The 24,797-nt window shown below is 40.2% G+C and carries 26 protein-coding genes; 6 read left to right on the top strand and 20 right to left on the bottom strand.

Annotated features, from left to right (window positions below; genetic code table 11):
• Positions 1-941 precede the first annotated feature (941 nt).
• Positions 942-1,238 carry a HesB/YadR/YfhF family protein gene (locus tag ASU00_RS11985; RefSeq protein ID WP_057913697.1) on the top strand — a complete coding sequence of 99 codons (297 nt, stop codon included), beginning with the start codon at positions 942-944 and terminating at the stop codon, positions 1,236-1,238.
• A gap of 35 nt (positions 1,239-1,273) precedes the next feature.
• On the opposite strand, the gene ASU00_RS11980 is transcribed toward ASU00_RS11985, so the two are convergent.
• From ASU00_RS11980 to acnA, 7 genes are all read right to left on the bottom strand, one after another.
• Positions 1,274-1,570, bottom strand: coding sequence for a hypothetical protein (locus ASU00_RS11980; protein ID WP_057913696.1), 297 nt, complete (start codon positions 1,568-1,570; stop codon positions 1,274-1,276).
• Positions 1,571-1,586: 16 nt separating this feature from the next.
• A complete protein-coding gene (locus ASU00_RS11975) occupies positions 1,587-2,027 on the bottom strand; it encodes an acyl-CoA thioesterase (protein WP_057913695.1) in 441 nt (146 codons plus the stop codon).
• 134 nt (positions 2,028-2,161) lie between these two features.
• A complete protein-coding gene (gene tlp / locus ASU00_RS11970; RefSeq protein ID WP_057913694.1) occupies positions 2,162-2,407 on the bottom strand; it encodes a small acid-soluble spore protein Tlp in 246 nt (81 codons plus the stop codon).
• A gap of 43 nt (positions 2,408-2,450) precedes the next feature.
• Positions 2,451-2,594, bottom strand: coding sequence for an acid-soluble spore protein N (locus tag ASU00_RS11965; RefSeq protein WP_057913693.1), 144 nt, complete (start codon positions 2,592-2,594; stop codon positions 2,451-2,453).
• A 124-nt stretch (positions 2,595-2,718) separates the two neighbouring features.
• A complete protein-coding gene (locus ASU00_RS24495) occupies positions 2,719-2,847 on the bottom strand; it encodes an FbpB family small basic protein (protein ID WP_082630260.1) in 129 nt (42 codons plus the stop codon).
• A gap of 607 nt (positions 2,848-3,454) precedes the next feature.
• Positions 3,455-3,988, bottom strand: coding sequence for a TlpA disulfide reductase family protein (locus tag ASU00_RS11960; RefSeq protein ID WP_057913692.1), 534 nt, complete (start codon positions 3,986-3,988; stop codon positions 3,455-3,457).
• A gap of 213 nt (positions 3,989-4,201) precedes the next feature.
• Positions 4,202-6,913 (bottom strand): aconitate hydratase AcnA, encoded by a 2,712-nt coding sequence (acnA, locus tag ASU00_RS11955; protein ID WP_057913691.1) that lies wholly within the window; start codon positions 6,911-6,913, stop codon positions 4,202-4,204.
• Positions 6,914-7,298: 385 nt separating this feature from the next.
• Between acnA and sspO the strand changes: the two genes are divergently transcribed.
• Positions 7,299-7,451 (top strand): small acid-soluble spore protein O, encoded by a 153-nt coding sequence (sspO, locus tag ASU00_RS11950; protein WP_057913690.1) that lies wholly within the window; start codon positions 7,299-7,301, stop codon positions 7,449-7,451.
• A gap of 144 nt (positions 7,452-7,595) precedes the next feature.
• On the opposite strand, the gene ASU00_RS11945 is transcribed toward sspO, so the two are convergent.
• Entirely contained in the window at positions 7,596-7,859 is a 264-nt protein-coding gene (locus ASU00_RS11945; protein ID WP_057913689.1) for a hypothetical protein, read from the bottom strand.
• 117 nt (positions 7,860-7,976) lie between these two features.
• On the opposite strand from ASU00_RS11945, the gene ASU00_RS24490 reads away from it, so the two are divergent.
• The 4 genes from ASU00_RS24490 to ASU00_RS11930 all read left to right on the top strand — a co-directional run bounded on the left by ASU00_RS24490 (position 7,977) and on the right by ASU00_RS11930 (position 12,163).
• The gene (locus tag ASU00_RS24490) at positions 7,977-8,120 is read left to right on the top strand and encodes a small acid-soluble spore protein P (RefSeq protein ID WP_061141525.1); all 144 of its coding nucleotides are present in this window, start codon (positions 7,977-7,979) and stop codon (positions 8,118-8,120) included.
• 319 nt (positions 8,121-8,439) lie between these two features.
• Positions 8,440-9,213, top strand: a complete 774-nt coding sequence (locus ASU00_RS11940; protein ID WP_057913688.1) for a MurR/RpiR family transcriptional regulator — start codon at positions 8,440-8,442, stop codon at positions 9,211-9,213.
• A gap of 176 nt (positions 9,214-9,389) precedes the next feature.
• On the top strand, positions 9,390-10,952 hold the full coding sequence (gene malX, locus ASU00_RS11935) for a maltose/glucose-specific PTS transporter subunit IIBC (RefSeq protein ID WP_057913687.1): 1,563 nt from the start codon (positions 9,390-9,392) through the stop codon (positions 10,950-10,952).
• Between the two features lie 17 nt (positions 10,953-10,969).
• Positions 10,970-12,163, top strand: a complete 1,194-nt coding sequence (locus ASU00_RS11930) for a MalY/PatB family protein (RefSeq protein WP_057913686.1) — start codon at positions 10,970-10,972, stop codon at positions 12,161-12,163.
• 216 nt (positions 12,164-12,379) lie between these two features.
• On the opposite strand, the gene ASU00_RS11925 is transcribed toward ASU00_RS11930, so the two are convergent.
• The 12 genes from ASU00_RS11925 to manA form a co-directional block, all read right to left on the bottom strand.
• Positions 12,380-12,712, bottom strand: a complete 333-nt coding sequence (locus ASU00_RS11925) for a PTS lactose/cellobiose transporter subunit IIA (protein WP_057913685.1) — start codon at positions 12,710-12,712, stop codon at positions 12,380-12,382.
• 12 nt (positions 12,713-12,724) lie between these two features.
• Positions 12,725-13,057: a PTS sugar transporter subunit IIB gene (locus ASU00_RS11920; RefSeq protein WP_057913684.1), complete on the bottom strand. Its 333-nt coding sequence runs from the start codon at positions 13,055-13,057 to the stop codon at positions 12,725-12,727.
• Positions 13,058-13,073: 16 nt separating this feature from the next.
• Entirely contained in the window at positions 13,074-14,519 is a 1,446-nt protein-coding gene (locus ASU00_RS11915; protein WP_236712708.1) for a glycoside hydrolase family 1 protein, read from the bottom strand.
• Positions 14,520-14,619: 100 nt separating this feature from the next.
• Complete coding sequence (locus tag ASU00_RS11910; protein ID WP_057913683.1) at positions 14,620-15,963, bottom strand: PTS sugar transporter subunit IIC; 1,344 nt, start codon at positions 15,961-15,963, stop codon at positions 14,620-14,622.
• Positions 15,964-16,129: 166 nt separating this feature from the next.
• Entirely contained in the window at positions 16,130-18,061 is a 1,932-nt protein-coding gene (locus ASU00_RS11905) for a BglG family transcription antiterminator (protein ID WP_057913682.1), read from the bottom strand.
• Between the two features lie 241 nt (positions 18,062-18,302).
• Positions 18,303-19,199, bottom strand: a complete 897-nt coding sequence (locus ASU00_RS11900) for an ROK family protein (protein ID WP_057913681.1) — start codon at positions 19,197-19,199, stop codon at positions 18,303-18,305.
• Between the two features lie 25 nt (positions 19,200-19,224).
• Positions 19,225-19,938, bottom strand: a complete 714-nt coding sequence (locus tag ASU00_RS11895) for a GntR family transcriptional regulator (protein WP_057913680.1) — start codon at positions 19,936-19,938, stop codon at positions 19,225-19,227.
• A 205-nt stretch (positions 19,939-20,143) separates the two neighbouring features.
• Positions 20,144-21,559: a glycoside hydrolase family 1 protein gene (locus ASU00_RS11890; RefSeq protein ID WP_057913679.1), complete on the bottom strand. Its 1,416-nt coding sequence runs from the start codon at positions 21,557-21,559 to the stop codon at positions 20,144-20,146.
• 90 nt (positions 21,560-21,649) lie between these two features.
• Positions 21,650-22,951 (bottom strand): PTS cellobiose transporter subunit IIC, encoded by a 1,302-nt coding sequence (gene celB, locus ASU00_RS11885; RefSeq protein ID WP_057913678.1) that lies wholly within the window; start codon positions 22,949-22,951, stop codon positions 21,650-21,652.
• 30 nt (positions 22,952-22,981) lie between these two features.
• Positions 22,982-23,314, bottom strand: a complete 333-nt coding sequence (locus ASU00_RS11880) for a PTS lactose/cellobiose transporter subunit IIA (RefSeq protein ID WP_057913677.1) — start codon at positions 23,312-23,314, stop codon at positions 22,982-22,984.
• Positions 23,314-23,625, bottom strand: coding sequence for a PTS sugar transporter subunit IIB (locus ASU00_RS11875; RefSeq protein ID WP_057913676.1), 312 nt, complete (start codon positions 23,623-23,625; stop codon positions 23,314-23,316). Before ASU00_RS11875 ends, ASU00_RS11880 begins: the two co-directional genes overlap by 1 nt.
• A 200-nt stretch (positions 23,626-23,825) precedes the next feature.
• On the bottom strand, positions 23,826-24,776 hold the full coding sequence (gene manA, locus ASU00_RS11870; RefSeq protein ID WP_057913675.1) for a mannose-6-phosphate isomerase, class I: 951 nt from the start codon (positions 24,774-24,776) through the stop codon (positions 23,826-23,828).
• Positions 24,777-24,797: the final 21 nt, after the last annotated feature.

Raw genomic sequence — 24,797 nt, 5'->3', positions numbered from 1 at the left:
CCATTACTACTGCCTTCATGGTTCGGGACTCACACCCTATAGATTGCACCCATGCCGGGCGCACGAAAATACAAAATAGCTGCAGGAATCTGCAGCTTTCAGGCTAAAATGAACTGCCCCGTACCTGTTAGACACCAAACTAACAGGTACGGGGCTTTTTTATGGCTAGATTTCCTGTCCAACAGAAAAAATATATAGTCACCACTTACCTAGAAGGAAAGCACAGCTATATTTGAAGTTTCGTATCAAATGATTCAAGGGTGGGTTCGTTCGATGGAAGGAGCATTCCGCGGTGGATGCCTTTTTCTCCGGAAGGCAGACTGGCTGGCAAGACGATCGCAGATTTATGACAGAACTGCTAGCCGGTCCTTTTTTGTCGAAAAATCGATATATCGCCCGATTTCGTTGATATAATCCTGATTTCGTAGATAAATGCTCCGTTTCCGTAGATATATTCCTGATTTCGGAGATAAATACTCCTTTTTCGTCGATATATCGCCCGGTTTCGTTGATATATTCCTGATTTCGGAGATATATGCTCCGTTTCCGTTGATAAATGCTCCATTTCCGTTAATATATCTCCGTTTCCGTAGATATATCGTAATTAGTAGGAATTTACCTAGCAGTTGTCGTATCATTTAGAAAAAAAATATCAATAGGCTAATGTAGCTTAAACAGACATTACGTGCTCGTTTTCATGAATAATAGGAGATTTTTGCGGAGGGTCTTCCAGCCATATATCTTTTAATATTCATTTAGATAATACGACTACATCTGCAAACATTACCTATTACTCCCCTCAATAAGGCCAACTATTCTGGTACCGTCGGTTCATCACCCTTCATTGGAGCCCTTTTTATGGTTTCTAAAACGCACATTGTTCGCATCTACTTCATATTTACTTTATACTTAAATAACGAATCTAAGGAAGGAGAATCAGAATGAAACTGACTATTTCCGATCAAGCTGCAAAGTGGTATATAGATGAATTGGAGCTCCCAGAAGGCTCGCATTTGCGCTTTTATGTAAGATATGGTGGACATAGTTCCGTCCAAAGCGGCTTTTCATTGGGCATCATGCAAGAAGATCCTGAAAATGCCGCAGCCGTATCATCGACCAATAATATTCATTTCTATGTAGAAGAAAAAGATATTTGGTACTTCGATGGTCATGATTTGCGGATTACCTTCAATGAAAACCTGACTGAGCCTGAATTTCATTATGAAAAGGGCGCATGACCTTGCAACAGCGGTGTATACTGCTGTTGCTATTTTTAATTATTGAGCAGCTCTTCAATAATCCCTTCCGCTTTAAGGATTTCCTTTTGCTTGTCGCCCAGAAGATCATAATGCGAGTAGCCATCCTTCCGGTGATGGATCCACTCTTTTTTCAGCCCATATTGCTTACCCCATTCAGATAAACGGCTTAAATCGGTGCTCCCGACTTTTGTTACCGTCTTGCATCCTGGGAACCTGTCATCCAGCCAATAATGGGTTAGAAAAGCGATTTGGCCTTGATCGATACGCAGCTTCCACTCCATCACGTCTTCCCGTTTAATGCCGAAAGCCATGTCTGAATCACCTCGATTATTGTTTAGAAACCAACTCATCCTGCTTTTTATTTTTTTCATAGGCTTCATGCCAATCAGGAAACATGCGTTTAATGGATATTGGACGGAAGCTCTCCTTTTTAACGCAAACATGTGAAGAATGCCCGGTAGCTGCCACTTCCCCTTTCCCATTGATGACTTCATATCCGTATACGACACGTAACCCGTCATACATGTCAATCCAGGTTTTAACCTTTACTTTGTCACCATATCGTACAGGTGTTTTGTACGAAGCCTGAATGTCCATTACTGGGGAAAGGATCCCTTTCGCTTCCATATCGGCATAATGAAATCCTAAATCATTGATCAATTTTGTCCTGCCCAATTCCATCCATATAAAATAATTGGCATGGTAAACGACACCCATCTGGTCGGTCTCTGCATATCTCACTTCAATATCATTTTCAGCTATGAACATTTTTCTTTCCCCACTTTCATTTTTGCAATATAAACATATTACCATAACAACCGTTCATTTTTCATTTAAGCTGTCTTGAGCATTCATGAAAAAACGGGGAAGAAAGATATCTTGCCTCCTTCTCCCCCCATTCTCTATATATTATCCGTATTGTAGCCGCTTTCTCGCGCTTCTTGCTCATCTTGCACTTCTTCCTTCATCGCTTCAATGCTCGCTTTTCTTCGCTCATTTTTGGCTGTAATTGCCATTTTATCCTCAGCTGATGAAAAGGACATCGTATCATTCGCTGCTGTCATGTTCTGTTCTGTATTGTGAATCGCGTCCTGAAGTTTTTCAACATTATCCAAACGGTTATCCTTATTATGTTTGAATGAATCCATTGTTTTTCACCTCTAGTCAAAGATGGTTTTTTATCAAGCCTTCTTATTCACCTTTAGTTTGTATGACCTGGGCATGCTTCCCAGACTTGTCCTGCATTTGCTTACCATTATTGCTACCCGCTGCCCTTGGTTGGGTTCCAAGATGGCTAGGTCTGAAGTGTTTGGAATCTTTTTTCGGATTACTCATTTTATCGCCTCCTTTTCTTATCATGGGTGAAAAGGGAGGAATTCATGAGTGCCAGATTTTGAAAGGGTCAAAATAAATAAGCCAGCACGGTTGAAGGAACTTTCAACGCACTGACTCATATTTGTTACTCAGCTTTTTGCATATGTTTTTTTTCAAGACGTTCCTCAATTCTTTCCATTTGTTTAAGGTCCATCATTAATTCCCTTTTATTTTCTTTAATTAATTCTTCAAAAGTCCTTTTTCTTTTTTTCATGTTATTCACCTACTTATTTTTAGTATAGTATTTAGCATTGCCAAATTAACGTAAAATTATGACTATATGGTAATTATCCTTAAATTGTCATAATTATCAGATTTTTTAATCGGCAATTATTTACCTACTCTCTCCTTACTTTAACCCTTTTTCGAACATTTTTAACCAAAAATTTAGAATTTTATTAATATTCATTTTAATTTATGACAACTTTGTTAACAGTCAATCATTCGAAGTGAAAAAAAGACCCTTTTAAAAGTTCCGCCAATTCAAAAAGTATTTTAATACTGGACCCGTTTCATTCATCTTCACTTTAAATGTTAGAGCATCAATGCTAAAAGTTTTATGGACCTTTCACGGCGGATGCGCCGGGAGTCTTGTACCTTCCTATCATCAAGCTTGCCCATCTTTGTCATGCAGCAAGCCAATCCTTTTGGGAAAACGCAGATCGTCAACGTCGTCGAGCGTGTAGTTGCAGATACAAAACTGATTTTGAAAACGTTGGTAACAAGGAAAGTTCCAAAAATTTCTTAACAGCAAAATTCCAAAAGGGGTTCGGAATTGAAGAATTCAGAACCCCTTTTGTCTAGAACCTTCTAAGGTTCCGTTATTGCATGCTGTTGATGTTTCGTTCCATATCTTTAAGCTGCATGGCCGTTAACACTTTGTTCGTGATCTTGCCTTGCTTATCGATGAAATATGTAGTGGGAATGCTTAGTACTTTATATCGCTCATTGACTGGATTCTTTGCACTGTTGCTATCAAGAGGTATCGTGAAGGTAATCCCATTTTCCTTCACAAACGCTTGTACATCGTTTTCTGGATCTATATTGACCGCAAGAACGACGACATCGTCACCCGCTTGCTGGGCATATTTCTCCATATCCGGCATTTCCTTTTTGCAGGGCGGACACCAGGTTGCCCAAAAATTCAGCATAACCTTTTTGCCTCTATAATCCGCTAATTCAACTTGTTTTCCATCCAACGTCTTTAAGGAGAAATTCGGCGCCTTAGCCCCGATCTTCAAACCGCCCAATGAATCCTCTTTTTCATGGTTATTTGGATCATTATCCATCGCTTGTACAATGGCAATCGTAATCAGTGACAGTAAGAGCACTGAGGCGATAATTTTTTTAAGCATACACTTTTGTCCCCCTAGTCCCAATACAATAAAGTTATTACCTTTTTCCAGAAATAGAACAACATCCCTTTTACATTTTAACAATAAAATGACATTGGGAATAGTGAAACCCCTTTATTCGTTTCATGTTATTCGCCCGCTTTCATAATCTTGACACAAAAAAAGAATCGGTAAACCTAGATTCTAGGTTTACCGATTCAAAAAGGGCTGAAATTAGCCTTTTAATTTATTACGCAATACCATTTGAAGGATACCACCGTGACGGTAGTAGTCGATTTCGATTTCGGAATCGAAACGAACAAGTACATCAAATTCTTTTACGTTCCCAGCTTCATCAGTAGCTGTAACGGTTACGATATCACGCGGTTTAACTGTTTCGTCGATTTTAACTGCAATCGCTTCTTTACCAGTCAATCCAAGCGTTTCAGCGTTTTCGCCTTCTTTGAATTGAAGAGGAAGAACACCCATTAATGCAAGGTTAGAACGGTGAATACGCTCGAAGCTTTCAGCGATGACCGTTTTGATGCCAAGAAGGTTAGTACCTTTTGCAGCCCAGTCACGAGAGCTTCCCATACCATAGTCTTTACCAGCGATGACTGCAAGACCTGTTCCATCAGCTTTGTATTTCATACAAGCATCATAGATAGCCATTACATCGCCTGTTGGCCAGTAAGTAGTGTAACCACCTTCTGTACCTGGAGCAACTTGGTTACGGATACGGATGTTTGCGAACGTTCCGCGCATCATCGCTTCATGATTACCACGACGAGAACCGTAAGAGTTAAAGTCGCGTGGTTTCACACCGTTTTCACGAAGGTAGATACCAGCTGGTGTATCTTTACCGATTGCACCTGCAGGAGAAATGTGGTCAGTTGTAACTGAGTCACCGAATTTACCAACTACGCGCAAGCCAGCAAGCGGATTAACCGAACCTGGTTCTGGTGATAATCCTTCAAAGAATGGAGGATTTTGAATGTAAGTCGATTTAGAATCGAAAGCGTAAATCGCTTCGTTGCTTGTTTGGATTTCATTCCAACGTTTGTTATCGTTGAATACCGTTTCATATTCTTTACGGAATAATTCCGGTGTAACCGTTGCTTTAACAGCAGCGTTAACTTCTTCTTGTGATGGCCAGATATCAGCAAGGAATACGTCGTTGCCGTCTTTATCTTTACCAAGTGAATCATTGTTAAGATCGAAGTCCACAGTACCAGCAAGTGCATATGCAACAACCAAGGTTGGAGAAGCAAGGTAGTTTGCTTTCACTAATGGATGGATACGACCTTCAAAGTTACGGTTACCAGAAAGCACTGAAGTTACTAGAAGATCTGCTTCAGCAACTGCTGCTTCGATTTCGTCCGCTAATGGACCTGAGTTACCGATACATGTTGTACAGCCGTAACCAACTACGTTGAATCCTAATTGATCAAGGTATGGTTGAAGACCTGCATCACGAAGGTAACCAGTAACAACTTTAGAACCTGGTGCCAATGATGTTTTTACATAATCAGGAACAGTCAAGCCTTTTTCAACCGCTTTTTTAGCGATAAGACCTGCTCCAAGCATTACGTATGGGTTAGAAGTATTTGTACAGCTTGTGATTGCAGCAATTGCGATCGCACCTGTTTTCATTACCGTTTCTTTGCCATCGGCAAATTTAACCGTCACTTCTTTATCCAATTCAGAATTGTCCATGCCGAAACCTTGGTTACCCATTGGTGCATTGATGGCCTCATGGAAAGATTGTTTCATTTGAGAAAGCGGAATCAAATCTTGCGGGCGTTTAGGGCCAGAAAGGTTTGGTTCAATTGCTGAAAGGTCAATTTCCACAACATCATTGTATGCTGGATCTTCGTTTTCAGGAGCGTAGAACAATCCATTTTCTTTGCAGTATGATTCAACGACTTTAATTTGTTTTTCATCACGGCCTGTTAAGCGCATGTAGTCGATCGCTTCTGCATCGACAGGGAAGAAACCAACTGTAGCACCGTATTCAGGAGCCATGTTAGCGATAGTTGCACGGTCAGCAAGTGGAAGGTATCCTACTCCTGGGCCGTAGAACTCAACGAATTTACCAACAACGCCGTGTGCACGAAGAACTTGAGTGACTTTCAAGGCAAGGTCAGTAGCTGTCGTCCCTTTAGGAAGTTGACCAGTTAATTTCACACCAACTACTTTTGGTACTGGGAAGTATGAAGGCTGTCCAAGCATGCCTGCTTCTGCTTCGATACCGCCGACGCCCCATCCAAGAACACCAATACCGTTGATCATTGTCGTATGTGAATCTGTACCGAATACAGAGTCAGGGAATACTTCAAAGTCGCCGTTTGGAGTTTCAACCGCGTGCACTACGTTCGCAAGGTACTCAAGGTTGACTTGGTGAACGATACCAGTTGCTGGCGGAACCGCACGGTAGTTATTGAATGATTTTTGAGCCCAGCTTAGGAACTGGTAACGCTCTGCATTACGCTCGAATTCAAGATCCATATTGGCATCAAGTGAATCCATTGTACCTGCTTTATCAACTTGTACAGAGTGGTCAATTACAAGGTCAACAGGGATTTCCGGGTTGATTTTGTCAGGATCTCCACCAAGGGCCGCGAAAGCATTACGTAGAGAAGCTAAATCAACAACAACTGGAACGCCAGTGAAATCTTGTAGGATAACACGGGAAGGCTTGAAAGGTACATCTATATCTTGTTGCTCGCTTGTTCCCCATTTAGCAAGGTTCGCAACATGTTCTTTTGTGATTACTCTTCCGTCCACTTGACGCAGAACTGCTTCAAGTAATACTTTAATGGAATATGGAAGGCGTGAAACTTTGCCGTCCCCTGCTTTTTCAATAGCGTCTAGGCTGTAGTAGTTGTAGCGTTTTCCTTCAATTTCAAAGGATTTACGCGCTTGGTACACGTCATTTTTCGTCATGAATATTACCCCCTATTAAACTGTCAGAACGTATTCTGCACATAAAAGTAAAACCTGGTTCACTAAAACCATGTTTACAATAAATATAAGTAAAAAAGTTAGTTTGTCGAATTTTCTCTCTCTTCTCCCAGCCTAACTCTTCCTTCAATCTAATACTAATATAGAAATGAGTATAAGTAAATAACAAGAAAGTTATTGTTTTTGATAAGTTTCGCTTATAGAAAAAATTCTTCCACAGATTAAAGTGCTTTTAGGTAGCCTTGATGATACACCATTTTCTGAGAATGACCTCATTTTTGACCTGATAAATTATACCAGTAAAACAAATGGTACAAACATACATAATCATTCAGCATTATCACATTCTATGGGTGGAGGTGTCGAAATGGCAAAACAAAAGGCTAATCATGTCATACCAGGCATGAATGCGGCAAAGGCGCAAGGTAATGGAGCGGGATTCCATGATGAATTGGGAAATGAACCGCCATTATCTGAAGAACAAAGGCAAAATAATAAAAAAAGAAAGAAAAACCAATGATCTTCCCTTCTACACTTTAAACAGAAAAGGCTTTTTGAAAATGCAGACGAACTGCATTTTTCAAAAAGCCTTTCCCATTCTCTAAAAGAATGGAAACCCTCAAGTAAAACGCAAATAAGTGAGCCGATGAACAGAATCAGTAATTCAATGGTCCTCTGAATTGACTTCATTGACGATGGCTTGAATATCCTGTTCGAATTGTTTCAATTGTTCTCGCTGATGCTCGGAAGCAGTGACTAAAGCAGATTGTATTTGCTGATAAGCCTCGTTCACTTCCTGCTTCACATGTTCCAATTCCGTTCCGTAGTTCGGTGCGGTCTTTTCGATGGATGAATATACATCATATACTTGTTGGTAGCTTTGCTGGGCTTCTTGGAATGCCCTACGCTTATCTTGTTTATCCTGCATGTAGTTTCATCTCCTTTTAGTTTGTATCCATCCATAGGATGCACAAGGTCATAAAATATATGTAAGTGAATAAAATTTCACTGACTGACTATCCTAAGAATCAGGAGGGATGATCACATGAACAAAAACGATGGTAAAGATATTCGCAAAAATGCACCTAAAGGAAATAACCCAGGACAACCTGCCCCGCTAAGCGGTTCCCATAAAGTGAAGAATCGACAGCATTCCCGTCAAAAGCACAATAGCGGCCACGATATGTAAGCTGCTTTTCGTTCAATAACAGCGGTGCCACCTTATTTGGCGGACACCGCTTTCTTGTTTCGTTTTCCAAAACAACAATAAAAAGCAACAGACAAAATCGATTTCTTCCTATTATAAGGCACCACGTTAATTGGCTTCCCGATATAAAATAAAATTATTCAGCCAAAATAACGATACGAACACTTCACATCAGTTTGTGAAATGAATGATGGAAATTTCATTTAAATGGCATCACTATGTAATATTCAACTTCCTACTTTCTCAATTTACGATTATGATAGACTACAAGGTCTGATTCATAATAAAGAGGGTGAGTATCATGCAAGTTTTTCTGAAGCGCTTGTCTCAGCACCGCGAACGACTGAGCCAATTAGAGATGGGTGTGCTAGAGTTCATTTTGCATCATCATGAGATCGTTGTGCATATGAATGTAGATGAGCTAGCGAAAAAGCTCTTCGTATCCACAGCTACCATTAGTAGAACATGTCAGCAATTAGGGTTTCGCGGCTTTCAAGATTTCAAATATTCATTAAAAAAAGAAGTGACCAAAGAGCCCAATAATACTGTTTTTTCTCATTCTGGATTTTTAAGTTCACATATCGACCGCGTCAAGCAGGAGATAGAAAGCACGTTTGATTATTTAGATGAAGGAAAAATAACTGAAGCAGCCAAATATATTCATGCCAGTAAGCATGTGGAGTTCTTTGGTGTAGGAAATTCACTTCCACCTTGCGTGGATGCATCAAGGAAACTAATGTTCTCCGGGAAAATAAGCAGCGCCCGTGAAGATTGGGATGAATTGAGAAGTGTCGCGAATAGTTTAAGTGAAGATGATTTAGCTATCTTAGTTTCTTATAGTGGCGAAACGCTTTACACATTGGAATACGCCTCACTTTTAAAGAAACGCAACGTTAAAACAATTTCCATCACAGGTCAACATAATAATCGCTTACAACAAGAAGTCGATTTATCTTTCCAGGCACACGTGATCAATTGCTATTATGGTGAAATGGATATGAGTTCGCGCTTCCCGTTAAGCATCATTTTGGATTTAATTATTTTAACCTATTTGGAGCAGCATAAAGATTCCTAAAAGAACCGTAGAAATTGGAGCTGTCTTTTACGGGTCTTTTCCCTATGACTAAAACGGTCGGAAATGTTTGTCTATACAAAAAATGTACGCTCATACATATGGTATGTAAGTAATTGATAATTTCGGTCGTGAGTGTATATTTAAGCTATGTTTATCCCCTGGAAGGAGTCAGAATAATGAAAAAGAATAAGCGTCTAAAATCACAGCTTTGGGAGTTTTTCCAAGGGTTAGGCAAGACCTTCATGCTTCCTGTTGCTTTATTGGCATTCATGGGGCTGATCTTAGGAATTGGTAGCTCATTCACAAGCCCAACTACCATCGAAGCCTTTCCTTTTTTGGATAATTCGTTCCTTCAATTCAGCTTTAGTTTCTTGGCGACAATAGGAGGCTTTGCCTTTACTTATTTACCTGTACTATTTGCCATGGCCATTCCCATGGGTCTGGTGCGCTATGAAAAAGGTGTAGCTGCTTTCTCAGGTTTTACCGGGTATGTAATCATGAATTTAGCCATCAATTTTTACTTAACAGAAACGGGAACATTGGCAGATCCCGAACAATTGCGCCAAGCTGGGCAAGGAATGGTAATGGGGCTCCAAACGATAGAAATGGGTGTACTTGGTGGTATCATTGCTGGTATTATCGTGTATTTGTTACACAATCGTTTCTATGAAATTAAATTGCCAGACGCTTTCGCCTTTTTCGGCGGAGCACGATTTGTCCCTATTGTAACCGCATTCACATTGTCGATCGTGGGGCTTCTGCTGCCAATGATTTGGCCGATTTTTGCAACGGCCATCGCCGGTATCGGTGCCATCATAAATAACTCTGGCATTTTTGGTCCATTTTTATTCGGTGCTGGTGAACGATTATTACTTCCTTTCGGCTTGCATCACATCCTAGTGGCGATGATCCGTTTTACGGAAGCTGGTGGTACAGAAGTTGTCAATGGGAACACAATCTCGGGAGCATTGAATATATTCTATGCCCAATTACAAAACGGAAGTGCAATAAGCCCTGCTGCAACGGCCTTTTTATCACAAGGTAAAATGCCCACCTTCATGTTTGGATTACCGGCTGTTGCATTAGCCATTTACCATACGGCTCGCGTTGAAAACCGAAAGAAAATTAAGGGGCTATTATTATCTGGTGTGATCGCCACCGCTGTTACAGGTATTACAGAACCTATTGAATTTTTATTCTTATTTGTAGCTCCCGCTTTGTTTTTACTTCACGCCATTATGACTGGATTAGGATTCATGATAATGGCGCTACTAGGAGTGACCATTGGCAATACTGACGGCGGGATACTTGATTTCGTAATTTTCGGCATTATGCAAGGATTCGCTACAAAATGGTATCTCGTTCTTATAGTTGGTGTGATATGGTTTGGTCTCTATTATACGATTTTCCGCTATTCGATCGTGAAGTTCAATTTAAAGACTCCAGGGCGGGAAAAGATGAGTGATGACCTTGGCAATCATTCTAGCACTACTAAAGGAATAAGCTACAATGCCCAAAAAGTATTGTCTGCTCTTGGTGGTAAAGAAAATATTCAATCATTGGATAATTGTGTAACCCGCCTTCGTCTCGTCGTGGATGTAATGGACAAGGTGGACGAAAAGATCTTGAAAGAAGAATGTGGAGCTCTTGGGGTTGTGATTCTTGATGAACATAATCTGCAAGTAGTCATTGGTCCACAAGTTGGACTATTAAAATCACAAATGGATAAAATTTCCTGAAAATGGAGTTGTACAGCATGCAACATGACTTTAATGAGAAGATTGATCGCAGGGGGACATTTTGTACGCAATGGGACTACGTGCAAGATCGATTCGGGGAGAAAGACCTTCTCCCGTTCTCGATTTCGGATACCGATTTCAAAAGCCCACCTGAAATTTTGCAAGCCATTCAGCAACGATTGCAGCATGGGATCTTTGGTTATACACGTTGGAACCACTCACCATTCAAAGACGCAATTACGCAATGGTATAAAAAACGCTTTGTTTGTCCTATACAAGAAGATTGGATTACCTATAGTCCTTCTGTCATCTACTCCGTTTCCAAGCTTATCGAGATAATGACCGAAGAAGAAGATCACGTGGTCATTCAAACACCAGCATATGATGCATTCTTTAAAACAATCCAAGACAATAAACGCATCATATCAAGTAATGAATTAATTTATCATGAAGGTGCATATTCGATCGATTTTTCAGATTTAGAAGAAAAACTAGCGCATCCAAAAGCAAAAGTGTTACTTCTTTGCAGCCCTCATAACCCTACAGGTCGTGTCTGGACACGTGATGAACTGAATAAAATCGTAGCCCTTTGCAATCGATATGATGTTTACATCATATCCGACGAGATTCATATGGACATCATCCATGAAGGAAATACCCATACACCGATCGTTCAGTCGGCCATTGATCCAAATACATTGTGCATCTGCTCCTCAGCCAGTAAAACATTCAATACTCCAGGATTAGGAGGTTCATACTGTCTTATACCAGATACGGATATTCGTGAAGCCTTTCTTATTTCCTTGAAGAATAAAGATGGATTATCGAGTGCCAGCGTGTTTGCAATGGAAGCAGTGATTACTGCTTATAATCAATGTGAATATTGGGTGGACGAATTAGTCGAATATGTATACGGCAACTTACGAATCATTCAGCTTTTTCTAAAGGAACACTTACCGATGCTTTCTTTCCATTTACCCGAATCCACCTACCTCGCCTGGATTGATGTGTCGCAACTACCTTATTCCAGCAATCAAATTCAAGATGCCCTTGTTCATCAAGGTAAAGTAGCGATCATGCCAGGCGAAACATTTGGAGAATCAGGGAGCTGTTTTATCAGATTGAATGTAGGGTGTCCCGAAGCTAAGCTGAAAGACGGTCTTGACCGGTTAAAAAGTGCGATTGACTATTTGGAGAATCAAGAGAGATGAGACAAAGAGTTCTAGCAACCTGGTCTCCTGAGGTACTGATACCACGATTTATTACTATAAAGGTACATCACTCATGAAAACAAATGGACTGTAGTCGATTACAGATAGAGTCTTCAGTCCAATAGAAAAACCCCCAATGGATATTTTCCAAAGGGGGTTTTTCTAGTTATTTAAGATTCTAGTAACACCATTTTTTAAGCTCCTTGCACCGAGCCGTTACCCTGTTTTTCCTTCGACTACCATTTTACATAGTTCAATCATTTCGACAGCCATTATCTTTAACGTTTCCGTTGTCAGCATCTGATCTTCAGCATGAATGAACAGCAGGGAGAAAGGTAATATCTCTCCGTTTGCTTCTTTTTGTATAAGGGAAAAGTGCACCTGGTGGATTTTGTTGTACGCTTCTTCCCCCGCTTTAATTAATGAATCCGCTTTCTGATAATGTCCTGCCCGTCCTTCACGAATGGCTTCGACAAAATGGCTCCTTGCCTCTCCTGAGTATGAAATGATTTGGAGAGCTGCCGTTTGCATTCCTTCGATTGTTTGCATGCTTCCCCCTCCTCATTTATCATCGTTTTTTGCAGCCATTTGTAAAGCAAGATCTAGAATTTTATCTCCATCCGCCGTACCATACGATTGTGGATCAATGACATCGACAGGAATCCCATAAGGTGCAGCTGTTTTTTCAGCTGCTTTTTTCATGAATTTCACTTGAGGTCCTAAAAGAATCGCGAGTACATGATCACTTGACTTTGTAAGTTCCTCACCAATAGAAGATTCAGGAATGGCATAAATATTATATTCAACACCTCTTTTGCTTGCAGCTTTTTTCATTTTTGAAACAACCAACGATGTTGACATTCCAGCAGAACAGGCTAAAATAATTCTTTCCATTATATATTCCTCCTTTTTATTTAAACACCGTATCGTCTTTCACTACGATTACACGATTTTGGATTACATCTTTGTACCAATAAGCCGATTTTTTCAGGGTCCGGTTTCGATCATCGTCTAAATTAATCTCAACCAGCCCATACCGGTTTTTGAAAGCATTCATGGGTGACACATTATCCGTGAATGCCCAGAGCATATATCCCTTGCAATTCGCTCCTTCTTCAACCGCCTTGATCAGCCATTTTAAATGTTCGCCAATAAATTCAATTCGGTAATCATCCTGTATAATCTGCTGATTATCTTTAAAGGTGTACTCATTTTCAACACCCATGCCGTTTTCAGCAATGAACCATTCTATGTTTCCGTACTCCTCTTGCATTCTCTTTGCCATATCATACATAATTTTAGGATAAATTTCCCAACCCCTGAAAGGATTCATTTTTTTACCAGGAAGATTGAACATTTCATAATAATAACTCGGATGAAACGGCGTACATTCATTCCAGCCAGCCGTACGTGCTTGTATTCGATGAGGATAATAGAGATTCAATCCAACATAATCGACCGGGTTATCTTTAATGATTTGGAGCTCGTCAGATGTATGTTCAAAGGTGATCTTATGTTTATCCATCAATGTAAGTAGCTCTTGAGGATACTCGCCTTTAATGGATGGATCCAAGAAAACACGATTAAAAAATAAATCATAGATTCTTGCTGCCTCCCTATCACTCTCAGCAGATGACCTGGCATAGGTTACTTCCGGGTTAAGAATAACACCTATTTTCGATCCATATTTCTGTCCATAATCATGTTCCTTAAATAATTGGACAACCTTTGCGGTTGCTAACGCTTTATTAAAATTCCATTGCATCCATTTCTTCGTGTTTTGTTCATAAGGATACCGAAGAGCGTCTAAATAGACCCTTGTCTGTATAACAATCGGTTCATTAAAGGTAAACCAATGTTTTACCTTTGCTCCATATCGGCTGAACACCTTTTTTGCATACTTTACAAAAAGCTCCACGACATGTTTGGATTCCCACCCACCATATGTTTCAAATAAAGTTGCCGGTACCTCATAGTGTTCGAGACAAATCATCGGCTCCACACCATTATCTATTAACTCGTCAATAACGTTGTCTACATAACTTGCATATTCTTCATCCACTACTGCGTTTTCGTAATCGATCAGAAAACGCGACCAATTAATAGACGTTCGAAAATGCGTTAATCCGATCTCTTTCATATGCGCTATATCTTCTTTATATCGATTAAAGAAGTCAGTAGCAATGGCAGGACCAAACCCATTATGCCAAACATTCTTGTCGTTTTTATACCAAAGATCTAGATAAGAGTCCTGAGACTCTTTCTTACCGGACCATCCCTCAGTTTGCCAAGCTGACGCAGCTGCCCCGAGGATGAAATTCTCTGGTACTTTTACTTCCATTGTTTCAATATTCATTTCTTTTCCTCACCTTCACCTAGCTGATCACTTGGGGGGGAAACATTTCTGCATCCATACAGATCAACACATCTATGTGGAGTGTAGAAGTTACCCGCTATCATACGCTGACATTAACACTTGTGGCTTCATCCGCTTCTTTTTTTCTTTTTTCTTTAACACCTGCATTGGCCATCATCACGAATGGTAAATAGATCAAAACAGATACAACAATACAGATGACTTGTGTAATGACGGCTCCTATACTTCCTGCCGTAGATAAGTACGCATTGATAAGCGGTGGTGTCGTCCATGGAACCATTACAACTGCCTTGGCAGCAAACCCTGTCACGGTAGCGATATAACCAATCGTTCCGGTAATCAATGGCGTGATGATAAATGGTATCGCCATTATCGGATTTAACATGATCGGAAGCCCGAAGATAACAGGCTCATTTATATTGAAAATGCCTGGTCCAAATGATAGTTTCGCGATACTTTTCATTTCTTCACGCTTAGATACGATAAAGATAGCTGCCAATAACCCGAGAGTAACCCCAGATCCTCCTATACTCATATACACGTCCCAGAAAGGCATCGTTATCACATTCGGAATCTCTTTACCTTCTTGGAAGGCGGTCATGTTTGCAGTAATGGCTGCCAATAATAAAGGTTCTCTTATTGGTTTGATCATCTGATTTCCATGGATGCCAATCACCCAGAAGAATTGGGCAACAAACATTAAAATCAGAATTCCTGGTAATCCCTGAACCACACTCTCAAGTGGTCTTTGAATGATATTATAAATTGCTTCATGCAAGTAAATCCCTGTTAGTTGATGAAACGCAAACCCCATTGTCGCAATGATGGTTACGGTTAAAATCGATGGAAACAGCGCTGAGAACGATGTGGCAACATTTGCTGGAACGCTCTCCGGCATTTTAATTTTCAATTTATCAAACGACTCTAATTTCGAAAAAATTTCGACGGATACAATGGCAATAAACATTCCTAAAAACAAGCTTTTTGGATCTGTAAATTGCCTGGAGAGAACATCGACAACCATTTGAGGCTGCTCATTCACTACTAATTCAAGCGTAGTAGGGATGACTGCTATGAAAGATATTATGGCGAGGATTCCCGGGAAATACGAAGGATTGCCGTTTATTCTTCCAAGCTCCAACCCAATTAAAAAGATAGCTCCTATCGTAAGGAAGTTTAATGTCGCGTATTGAATCGCTTTCATGATTGGCTGATAATCTGCTAGAAATGAAAAGAAGTCAAATGATGCTAAACCTGTTTCAGGACTCATTATCATACTGGAAACCAAGATGGCAAATGCCCCTGTAATTATCACTGGCATTAGAACGACGAACGCTTTTTTTATGGCCATAATATATTTTTGATTGTTGATTTTATAAGCCGCAGAACCCATGACGTCATTTGCCTTTTCTTTAAAACTCATCTTCAACCCCCATTTCTCAATCGTTTAATTTCATTCCCTGATACCAAAAACACCAAAGAACAAATATGCCATTTTAAAGTGCTGTCGAAGCTCTTTGATATGTTTAGTTTAGTTGTTAAGCGCTTTCATTTGAATCCAAACATTTTCCTCCAATAAGAGGAAATCATTATCTTGAACCATACTCTTCCATTCTTTTAATCACCTGCTCAAAGTCAGCATATCTTTCAATCTTAATCAACTGATCTACCAAAGCTTTAGTTTCAATCACTTTAACAAGAAATTGATAGATTTTTTGCATTTCATTTTCATATTCCTTCTGAACACTCAACAAACATATGTACTGAACCATTTCATCTCCCCACGCTATTGGTTTCTTTAATGTTAGAACAGACCAAAATGTTTCCTTTGTTAAAGGGCGCATCGGATGGGGAATGGCAACTAAATTGCCGTAGCACGTTGGCGACACCTTTTCCCTCTCGATCACTGCCTCTTTAAAACCAGCAGGAATTCTTCCAAGTTTAGTAAGTTCTGCTTCGAAAAAGTCAAATACTTCTTCTCTTGTTTGCAGATCTTTTTGAAAATACATAAGCTCTGGATCTGTATAATCAAGAACCAACGTTATATGATCCACCATATAGGCTTCAATGTGCAGGATGTCCTGATTGCCGAGCAGTGTGTTAACCTCTACAACAGGGATGGATAAGTCATCATAAATCGGAATTGTGCTAATGATGAAGTCCAATGATTCTAGTGGATAATTCCTTAATTCATATAAGTTCATCGTGCCAGCAATATCCAAGTGTGACTCAAAGGCAGACTTCAATTTATAATATAAAAGCTGAGAGCTTGCAACACCAGTTGCACAAACAATGACACACCGTTTTGTTTTAGGTTTCAGACGTTTTCTCTCCATGGCCGCTTCCATATGAAGAGCTAAATAGCCAATTTCATCCTCATTTATATGAACACCCAAAGAATCATGAAGAGCGTTACTCATCACAACTCCAGCATCAAAGGCAAGAGGATATTTTTGCTTAATTTCTGCTAAAAGTGGATTTCGAATGTTCATCCCATAATAATGTCGATTTATTGCCGGTTTGAGGTGCATGCCAAGTCCATTTATAAGCTCTTGATCATCGTGAATGCCCAATTGCAGTTCGTTTTCAACCTGATCAATCAGGTTTGCTGTGAGCGTAAGGATTTCTTCGCTAATCAAGTTAACTGGAGACAAGGCATCACTTGCTTTCCTATAGGAAACCATTTTTGTTCCGAGTAAGTGGAGTGTGACGTAGGCAACCTCTGAATTGGGAAAGGTAACGTTGAATGACTTTTCAATATCGGTTACGATTTGCCTCGAAACAAGATATTCGGCTTGTTCCTCAAAGTTTTTTATTTCTTCATCCAACATCGATACATAGTTGTGTAGCAGCACTCGCTTACAGGCAATCGCGATATGGATCACTAGATTGGAAAGGCCGATATCCGAAAGCTGAATTCCGGCTCTCTTGGTTTGCTTCAATATGATCGAACGTATGGCGGCCATTTCCGGATCAGCTACCAACTCCGTAGTCTTTTGCGCTGAATTAAATACATATTCTGCGATACAAAAACGCATTTTTAACTCATTTCCAACTACCTTTAACCCATAATTGGGACGACTATCGACTACCAGCTCATATTTAGTCAATAATTCTCGAACCTCTTTTAAACTATTTTTTACAGTCGACGAACTAACATAAAGTTCATCAGCCAACATCTCTAGCTTTATGTAATCCTCTGATAAAAGCAATCGTTTGATGAGAAAAGCAATACGGTCACTTGGGTCACTTGGAATCCACTGTTCATTCACTCGTTCAAAAGCCACAATCTTTAAAAAGCTACGGAAGGCTGAATGATCATGTATGTGTAATTGATAGCCTTTTCGATGTCTGGCTATGATTTCCGCGCCATGCTCTTCAAGGATGGCCGTTAGGTTTTTTATCATGGAACGAATGGTTCTTGAAGTAATATGAAGGTGGCCCGCCAATTCCAGACCAGTCATCTCCTTTTCTGCTTGCATAAGATAACGCAGTAATTTTTGCTCCCTAGTAGAAAACATGTTCCACTCAACCCCTTCAGTCGTCTATAATGCGTCCAGTAATTCCGTTCAAATTGAGATAATCATCACAATAATTTGTCTTTTTCCACATATTTATCATTAAGACCCTTTTAAAAAACGCAGTGCCAGAGGGCAGTTTATACAGGTGTTCTAAACAAAAAGACCAGGTGCCACTAACACCTGATCAAATGGATTTTTATATGTAGCCAAGGGTACCACCTCATATATCTGGATACCTTGATTATGTTAGGCGCATTTTTACTTCGTTTTGATAAGCAAGGTCCGCGAGCAGAAGTGAACCAATAATTCCGGCGTCGTCCCCTAAGCCGGGCTTTACAATATAATCGGATATTTCGCTTTCAAGTTCTGGAAGTGAAACATACCCATTAAGTGCTTCTTTCACCTGGTTTCCAATCATTTGGAAAACGGACTGTTGTTTACTGACTCCCCCACCAAGGATAATTTTCTTTGGAGATAGAATTAATATATATTGAGCGATCGCCTGCGCTAAATAATAGGCCTCCAGTTCCCAAACTTCTTGTCTGTCCGCTAATTGAGCAGCAGGTTTTCCCCATCTCCCCTCAATGGCCGGGCCGGATGCGAGTCCTTCCAAGCAATCCCGATGATAAGGGCATTTGCCTTCGTATGAATCTTCTGGGTGCTTCCGAACCAAGATATGACCCATTTCCGGATGAGAAAGCCCTTCCAATAATCGCCCGCCAACTACTGCACCAGCTCCAATTCCGGTGCCTACTGTTATATATAAACAACTATCCAGTCCTGCGGCTGCTCCAAACCTCGCTTCCCCTAATGCTGCTGCATTTACATCAGTATGAAAACCGACAGGAACATTACATTCATTTTTAATCGTTTGTAAAAAGGGGAAATTCCTCCAGCCTGGCTTTGGTGTAGTCGTTATATTCCCGTATGCTGGACTAGCAGGGTCAATATTGACCGGACCGAATGAACCGATTCCAATCGCTAAGAGCTCGTATTCCGAGAAAAAACGGACGACTTCCGGAATGGTTTCCTCAGGAACAGTCGTCGGAATTTGGATCCGCTTCACCACATTTCCTTTTTCGTCACCTACAGCACAAACAAATTTCGTTCCTCCTGCTTCAATCGCTCCATATAACATCACGGTTCCACTCTCCTCACTTGTATTATTTGCGTATGGTAACTGTCGTGAAAACGAATTTATCATAACGATGTCTGGAAAAAGAATATTCAAAAGGCAGCCCATTGTTTAAATAGCCGACCTGTTCAACCTCCAATATCGGGTCATCCGTTAAACATCCTAAATGAATTTGGTCCAGTTCATTCGGTTTGTCTGCTCTGATTTTCCGATGTGCACCGCCAATCTTCAATTCTAGTGTTTCATGTATGTAATTATAAATGGATGCTAGTAATACTTTTTCTGTTATTCCTGGAATGATTGATACCGGCATATAAGTCTTCTCAATGACATATGGCTCATTATCTACATTTCTAAGTCTGATAATATGATAAACCGGTGTATCTTCGCTAATGGCAAGCTGATCGGCCACTTCCTTTTCAGGGAATTGTACATCAAAGGCGATAAGTGTGCTTGAAACTTTTCTGTTCGGAAGCACATTAGACAACCCGAGAGTCTCTTCACTGATGACATTCACCTTCTCGTCATTTACAGGTGATTGAACGATGAATGTTCCATGCCCCCGTTTTCTAAGAAGCAGCCCTTCCTCCACGAGAATATCCAGTCCTCTTTTCATTGTCATCCGGCTGCATACGAATTCTTTTGCAAGCGTGATTTCATCAGGAATAGGCTGGTCTGTCCGATAAAAACCTTGCTTGATCCTCTTTCTGATTTCAATAGAGATTTTTTCATATTTGTTCATTTTTATTCGCTCCTACTAACAAAAACACGAGACAGTTTACTTCATCCGCTTTTTCCATTTTAAGATAACCGGGTTATACTGTAAAGAAACGATTTTCTGAAAGTTCATTCTTCTTCTATTTCAAGCAGGAAAGGGGCAGACAAATGCTGCCAAATCCACATGCATCATGTGCCTAGGACAGGTTGCAAAGTCAGGCCCCATTTTTTTAAAATCCGTTCTGATTTGCCACTTCTTTAAACCAATAACCGCTCTTTTTCACTGTTCTTTGCGCATCATTATCCAAATCGACTGACACGAAGCCATAACGATTTTTGTAAGCATTGCTCCAAGACCAATTATCCATGAATGTCCATAGATGATACCCCTTTACATTTGAACCTTCGCTTATGGCTCTATGAGCCCACTTCAAATGTTCGCTAATGAACTCGATTCGGTAATCATCCTGTATCATGCCATTTTCATCACGGAAGCGCTCCTCCCCTTCCACTCCCATTCCATTTTCAGAAATGAAGCATTCAATATTCCCGTAATTTTCTTTTACATTCATTAAAATATCATAGATGCCCTTTTCGTATATTTCCCAGCCGCGGTGATGATTCATTTTTCTTCCTGGCATTTCATAATTGTCAAAATACAGTTCAGGCAAAAATGGAGCATCCAGGTTACGGGCATGTTCCTTTGCCTTAACACGGCGAGGCTGATAATAATTGATGCCTAACAGATCGACCGTATTTTGCTGAATTATATCCAAATCGCCTGCTTCCATAGCGGGCATGAATCCTTCAGTTTTTAAGATTGCAACAAGATCTGATGGAAATTCCCCTTTCACAGATGGATCTAGGAAAGAACGGTTGAAAAAGGCATCGGCAATCTTTGATGCTTTTAAATCGGCTGGATTCTGGCTTCGCGGGTATGATGGCGTCAAGTTCAATATAATCCCGATTTTGCCATCCATATTCATGTCCCTATACTTTTTGATCGCTTTTGCGCTGGATAAAATCGTATGGTAACCAACTTGTACCGCTTTTTTAAAATCGACGATATTCGGATAATGAAAATTATATAAATATCCACCCTCTACCGGGACAATAGGTTCATTATGCGTGAACCACTTTGCAACACGATCTCCGAACAATTGGAAGCAAGTCGCAGCATAGAATTCAAACGCATCGACGGTGTCCCTGTTTTCCCACCCTCCGATTTCCTGCAGGGCCATAGGCATATCAAAGTGGTATAAATTGACGAATGGTTCTATGCCTGTTTCTACCATTTCATCAATGACCGAATTATAAAAATCCACTGCTTTCGGGTTCACTTCCCCTTTTCCTTTCGGGAACATACGTGACCATGAAATCGATAACCGGAAAGAGTTATGACCAATTTCCTTCATTAACTTTATATCTTCTTTATATTTATAGTAAAACTGAGAAGTATTCTGAGGTCCGACGCCGTTGAAAAAACGATTTGGCTCAACTTCATACCAGTGATCCCAAATGTTTTTGCCTTTTCCGTCTATATCTGCTGCACCTTCCGTTTGAGTGGCCGAAGCAGATGAGCCCCACCAAAAACCTTCTGGAAAATGGTATTGTACAGTTTCAGTCGTTTCTTCTATCGTTTTCATACTTAATTTTCCCCTATTCTTTTAAATTGGATACAAGTATGGTCTACCTGAACCTTGTTTAATGTTTTTTTCATTTGCCTGCCTTGGTGTTTATGAGGCTTTGTTTTGATTTTCCGCTTCTCTTTCTTTTTTTACATTCGTTTTATCCAATGCTTTAAGGAACGGAAACCATATTACGAATACGATCAATAAATTAACGATTTGCAATAAGGAGCCCCTGAAGCTATTGGTGGCAAGATAGCCGCTTATCCCGATTGGAACGGTCCATGGCACTGTAACTCCTGTAGGCCGCGGGACGATTCCAGTTGCCATTGTGAAATATGTAAATCCTGTTACCACCATTGGCGCAATGATCCAAGGAATGACAACGATTGGATTCATCACAATCGGAAGCCCAAAAATAATCGGTTCATTCACGTTAAAGATACCCGGTCCTACACCAAGCTTTCCTACTTGTTTCATTTGCTTACTCTTCATGAACCATAAGATGGCGATGACTACAGCCAACGTCATCCCTGTACCACCCATTCCTACAGTAAATACCTCAATGAACGGTTTAGAAACGATATTCGGTAACTCAGCTTTTTCTCTGAAAGCTTCTAAGTTTTCCAGAGCAAGAGTTGCCCAGATGGGATCCATAACAGAGTTGATGATGATTTGGCCATGTAACCCGAAGAACCATAAAACCTGTATGAAGAATACAGCGATTAAAGTCGGGATAATTCCACTTCCAAGACCAACTAGCGGCGCCTGAATCACATCATAAATAAAGTCATGTAAATTAGTATTGAAACCTAGTGTAACGATTACATTTACCGCTAAGAAAACCGTTAACGTGATTAAGGCCGGTAGTAGTGCAGCAAATGATTTTGCAACAGCCGGCGGTACACCTGCAGGCATCTTAATGGTTATATCTCTTTGAACGATTTTCCGATAAATTTCACCGGCAATGAAAGCTGTGATCATCCCGAGGAACATTCCTTTGGCGCCTAGCCGATCAAGTGGAATGACATTAGCGACCACTTCTCCAGATTCAGCTTCAATCGCGAATGGTGTTAAGATCAGAAAGGAAGCAAGCGCAATAACGCCTCCAAACACAGCTTCAACATCATAGCTCTTTGACAGGTAATAGCCGATACCGAAAACTACGAACACCGAAAGAATACCCATGGTTGCCTGCGAAGCAATCGCGAATGAAGATTGTAGGGTCATGACGGAATCGTCACTTAACAATTTGTTTAGAAATGGCAGATTGGTTAAGACGACAAAAATCGAACCGAAAATCGTAAGTGGAAACGCTAACATAAATGCGTCTCGTAAAACCGCTAAATAGCGATTGTTATTCAGCTTCCCAGCTAGTGGAATGAGAAATTGACTCAGCTTTTCAAACATAGTAGACCCCCGTCCATTAAAGATGAATGATTAGATATTTTTTGCTTTAAAAATCTCCAATAACTCTTTCACTAATTCCTTCATTGTTAACGTGGACATGAGATGGTCTTCAGAATGCATGAACAGCATCGAAAATTCCACCTTTTCACCTTGCGCTTCTTTTTGAACCAATTGGAAATGAACGTTGTGGGCAATGGCTAAATCTTGTTCGGCCTGTGCAAGCAATGATTCTGACTCTGCCACATTCCCCTCGCGATATTCACGTAGTGATTGAATCACCTTACTGCGGGCATTGCCACTGTATAATATCAATTGAAAATTAATTTGTTCGCTCGTGAGATCTTCCAGCTTTACTTGCTCCATTATTTATTACCTATCAAAGAAAGAGCTTGATCATACGCTTTTTTTCCATCTGCCAATCCATAAGCCATCATATCGATTACGTCTACTTGGATATTGTATTTAGATGCCTCTTTTTGAAATTCTCCCTTAAGGAAACTCATTTGCGGTCCGATTAACACCACATCTGCATCAGCCATTTCTTTCTTCGCTTTATCCTGGCCAACTGCCCAAATTTTTGCAACATCCCCGATCGATTGTGCGTGCTGCTCCATTTTTGTCACTAATAGACTCGTAGACATCCCAGAACTACATGCAAGTAAAATTCGTTTCATAATTATTACAGCCCCTTTTGTATTTTTTTAACAAAAATCTAAAACGTTTACATTTATTATTATGATCATTTTTTTCTAAATGTCTAGACATTTAATTAAAATAATATTCAGTTTTTTTAAAAGTCTTTAGTTTCTGGATCTATCGTTTGAATGTTTCGCAAAAAAAAACCACTCAAGCTTTCACTCAAGTGGTTTTTTGCTTATATAAAACTCGTAATCCATTCCATTTCACCAGAAGCAATCAATTCCTTCAGTTCCCGCGTCATGATCAAGTGGTCTCCTTTTTTCACTTCCATCACTTCACTCTCGGATTCGATCTTTCCATTTCCTTCAATGATGCTGATTAATTGAAAGGTATCTCTCCCTGCTATCCGATATCCCGTTCCTGATATTTTATGATGAACGACAGAGAATTCAGGAACTTCGATAAGGAATGTTTTTTCCCCTCCGGCAGCCGTTACTGTTTGTGATGCATGAATTGTCTGAGAATCAGGTACGGTCGTTACCTGTAGTGCTTTTTCGAGATGCAGTTCACGTTTATTCCCTTCTGAATCCGTTCTGTCATAATCATATACCCGATAGGTTGTATCAGAAGATTGTTGGGTTTCTAAGATGACGATGCCTTTCCCGATTGCATGAACGGTCCCGCTTTTTACAAATATGAAATCTCCGCGCTTTACAGGCTGTTTTTGCAGAAGGTCGTCCCATCTTTCTTCCGATGTCAGCTTCACCATTTCTTCTTTTGTTTGCGCTTTGTGACCAAGGATGATTTCTGAACCAGGTTCTGCGTCAATGACATACCAGCATTCTGTTTTTCCATACGGTTCGCCTTCTAATTCTGTAGCCTGTTCATCATTAGGATGAACTTGGACGGATAAATCATCGTTTGCATCGAGGATTTTAATAAGCAAGGGGAATTCTTCCATTTTATAGTCGCCAAATAGCTTGCTGCGATGGTTTCTCCATAATGCAGATAAGACTTCTCCTTTAAACTCGCCCTCTTCAACGACACTTTCTCCGTGATGATGAGCGGATATTCCCCAGCATTCACCAATCGGGCCTTTCGGAATCGAGTAATTGAAATCCGTTTCGAGCTTTCTTCCTCCCCAAATTCTTTCTTGAAAAATTGGCTTAAGTTTTAAAATGGTCATGTATTTGCTCCCCTTTGCTTA

The organism is Peribacillus muralis, from assembly GCF_001439925.1.
Taxonomy (GTDB): domain Bacteria; phylum Bacillota; class Bacilli; order Bacillales; family DSM-1321; genus Peribacillus; species Peribacillus muralis.
Note: the sequence above shows the minus strand (reverse complement) of the source record. Positions and strands in the feature narration are given on the sequence as shown.

Excerpts from the sequence above, each read along its gene's own strand:
- ASU00_RS11985 (WP_057913697.1), top strand. The coding sequence starts at position 942 with ATGAAACTGACTATTTCCGATCAAGCTGCAAAGTGGTATATAGATGAA.
- ASU00_RS11980 (WP_057913696.1), bottom strand. The coding sequence starts at position 1,570 with ATGGCTTTCGGCATTAAACGGGAAGACGTGATGGAGTGGAAGCTGCGT.
- ASU00_RS11975 (WP_057913695.1), bottom strand. The coding sequence starts at position 2,027 with ATGTTCATAGCTGAAAATGATATTGAAGTGAGATATGCAGAGACCGAC.
- tlp (WP_057913694.1), bottom strand. The coding sequence starts at position 2,407 with ATGGATTCATTCAAACATAATAAGGATAACCGTTTGGATAATGTTGAA.
- ASU00_RS11965 (WP_057913693.1), bottom strand. The coding sequence starts at position 2,594 with ATGAGTAATCCGAAAAAAGATTCCAAACACTTCAGACCTAGCCATCTT.
- ASU00_RS24495 (WP_082630260.1), bottom strand. The coding sequence starts at position 2,847 with ATGAAAAAAAGAAAAAGGACTTTTGAAGAATTAATTAAAGAAAATAAA.
- ASU00_RS11960 (WP_057913692.1), bottom strand. The coding sequence starts at position 3,988 with ATGCTTAAAAAAATTATCGCCTCAGTGCTCTTACTGTCACTGATTACG.
- acnA (WP_057913691.1), bottom strand. The coding sequence starts at position 6,913 with ATGACGAAAAATGACGTGTACCAAGCGCGTAAATCCTTTGAAATTGAA.
- sspO (WP_057913690.1), top strand. The coding sequence starts at position 7,299 with ATGGCAAAACAAAAGGCTAATCATGTCATACCAGGCATGAATGCGGCA.
- ASU00_RS11945 (WP_057913689.1), bottom strand. The coding sequence starts at position 7,859 with ATGCAGGATAAACAAGATAAGCGTAGGGCATTCCAAGAAGCCCAGCAA.
- ASU00_RS24490 (WP_061141525.1), top strand. The coding sequence starts at position 7,977 with ATGAACAAAAACGATGGTAAAGATATTCGCAAAAATGCACCTAAAGGA.
- ASU00_RS11940 (WP_057913688.1), top strand. The coding sequence starts at position 8,440 with ATGCAAGTTTTTCTGAAGCGCTTGTCTCAGCACCGCGAACGACTGAGC.
- malX (WP_057913687.1), top strand. The coding sequence starts at position 9,390 with ATGAAAAAGAATAAGCGTCTAAAATCACAGCTTTGGGAGTTTTTCCAA.
- ASU00_RS11930 (WP_057913686.1), top strand. The coding sequence starts at position 10,970 with ATGCAACATGACTTTAATGAGAAGATTGATCGCAGGGGGACATTTTGT.
- ASU00_RS11925 (WP_057913685.1), bottom strand. The coding sequence starts at position 12,712 with ATGCAAACAATCGAAGGAATGCAAACGGCAGCTCTCCAAATCATTTCA.
- ASU00_RS11920 (WP_057913684.1), bottom strand. The coding sequence starts at position 13,057 with ATGGAAAGAATTATTTTAGCCTGTTCTGCTGGAATGTCAACATCGTTG.
- ASU00_RS11915 (WP_236712708.1), bottom strand. The coding sequence starts at position 14,519 with ATGAATATTGAAACAATGGAAGTAAAAGTACCAGAGAATTTCATCCTC.
- ASU00_RS11910 (WP_057913683.1), bottom strand. The coding sequence starts at position 15,963 with ATGAGTTTTAAAGAAAAGGCAAATGACGTCATGGGTTCTGCGGCTTAT.
- ASU00_RS11905 (WP_057913682.1), bottom strand. The coding sequence starts at position 18,061 with ATGTTTTCTACTAGGGAGCAAAAATTACTGCGTTATCTTATGCAAGCA.
- ASU00_RS11900 (WP_057913681.1), bottom strand. The coding sequence starts at position 19,199 with ATGTTATATGGAGCGATTGAAGCAGGAGGAACGAAATTTGTTTGTGCT.
- ASU00_RS11895 (WP_057913680.1), bottom strand. The coding sequence starts at position 19,938 with ATGAACAAATATGAAAAAATCTCTATTGAAATCAGAAAGAGGATCAAG.
- ASU00_RS11890 (WP_057913679.1), bottom strand. The coding sequence starts at position 21,559 with ATGAAAACGATAGAAGAAACGACTGAAACTGTACAATACCATTTTCCA.
- celB (WP_057913678.1), bottom strand. The coding sequence starts at position 22,951 with ATGTTTGAAAAGCTGAGTCAATTTCTCATTCCACTAGCTGGGAAGCTG.
- ASU00_RS11880 (WP_057913677.1), bottom strand. The coding sequence starts at position 23,314 with ATGGAGCAAGTAAAGCTGGAAGATCTCACGAGCGAACAAATTAATTTT.
- ASU00_RS11875 (WP_057913676.1), bottom strand. The coding sequence starts at position 23,625 with ATGAAACGAATTTTACTTGCATGTAGTTCTGGGATGTCTACGAGTCTA.
- manA (WP_057913675.1), bottom strand. The coding sequence starts at position 24,776 with ATGACCATTTTAAAACTTAAGCCAATTTTTCAAGAAAGAATTTGGGGA.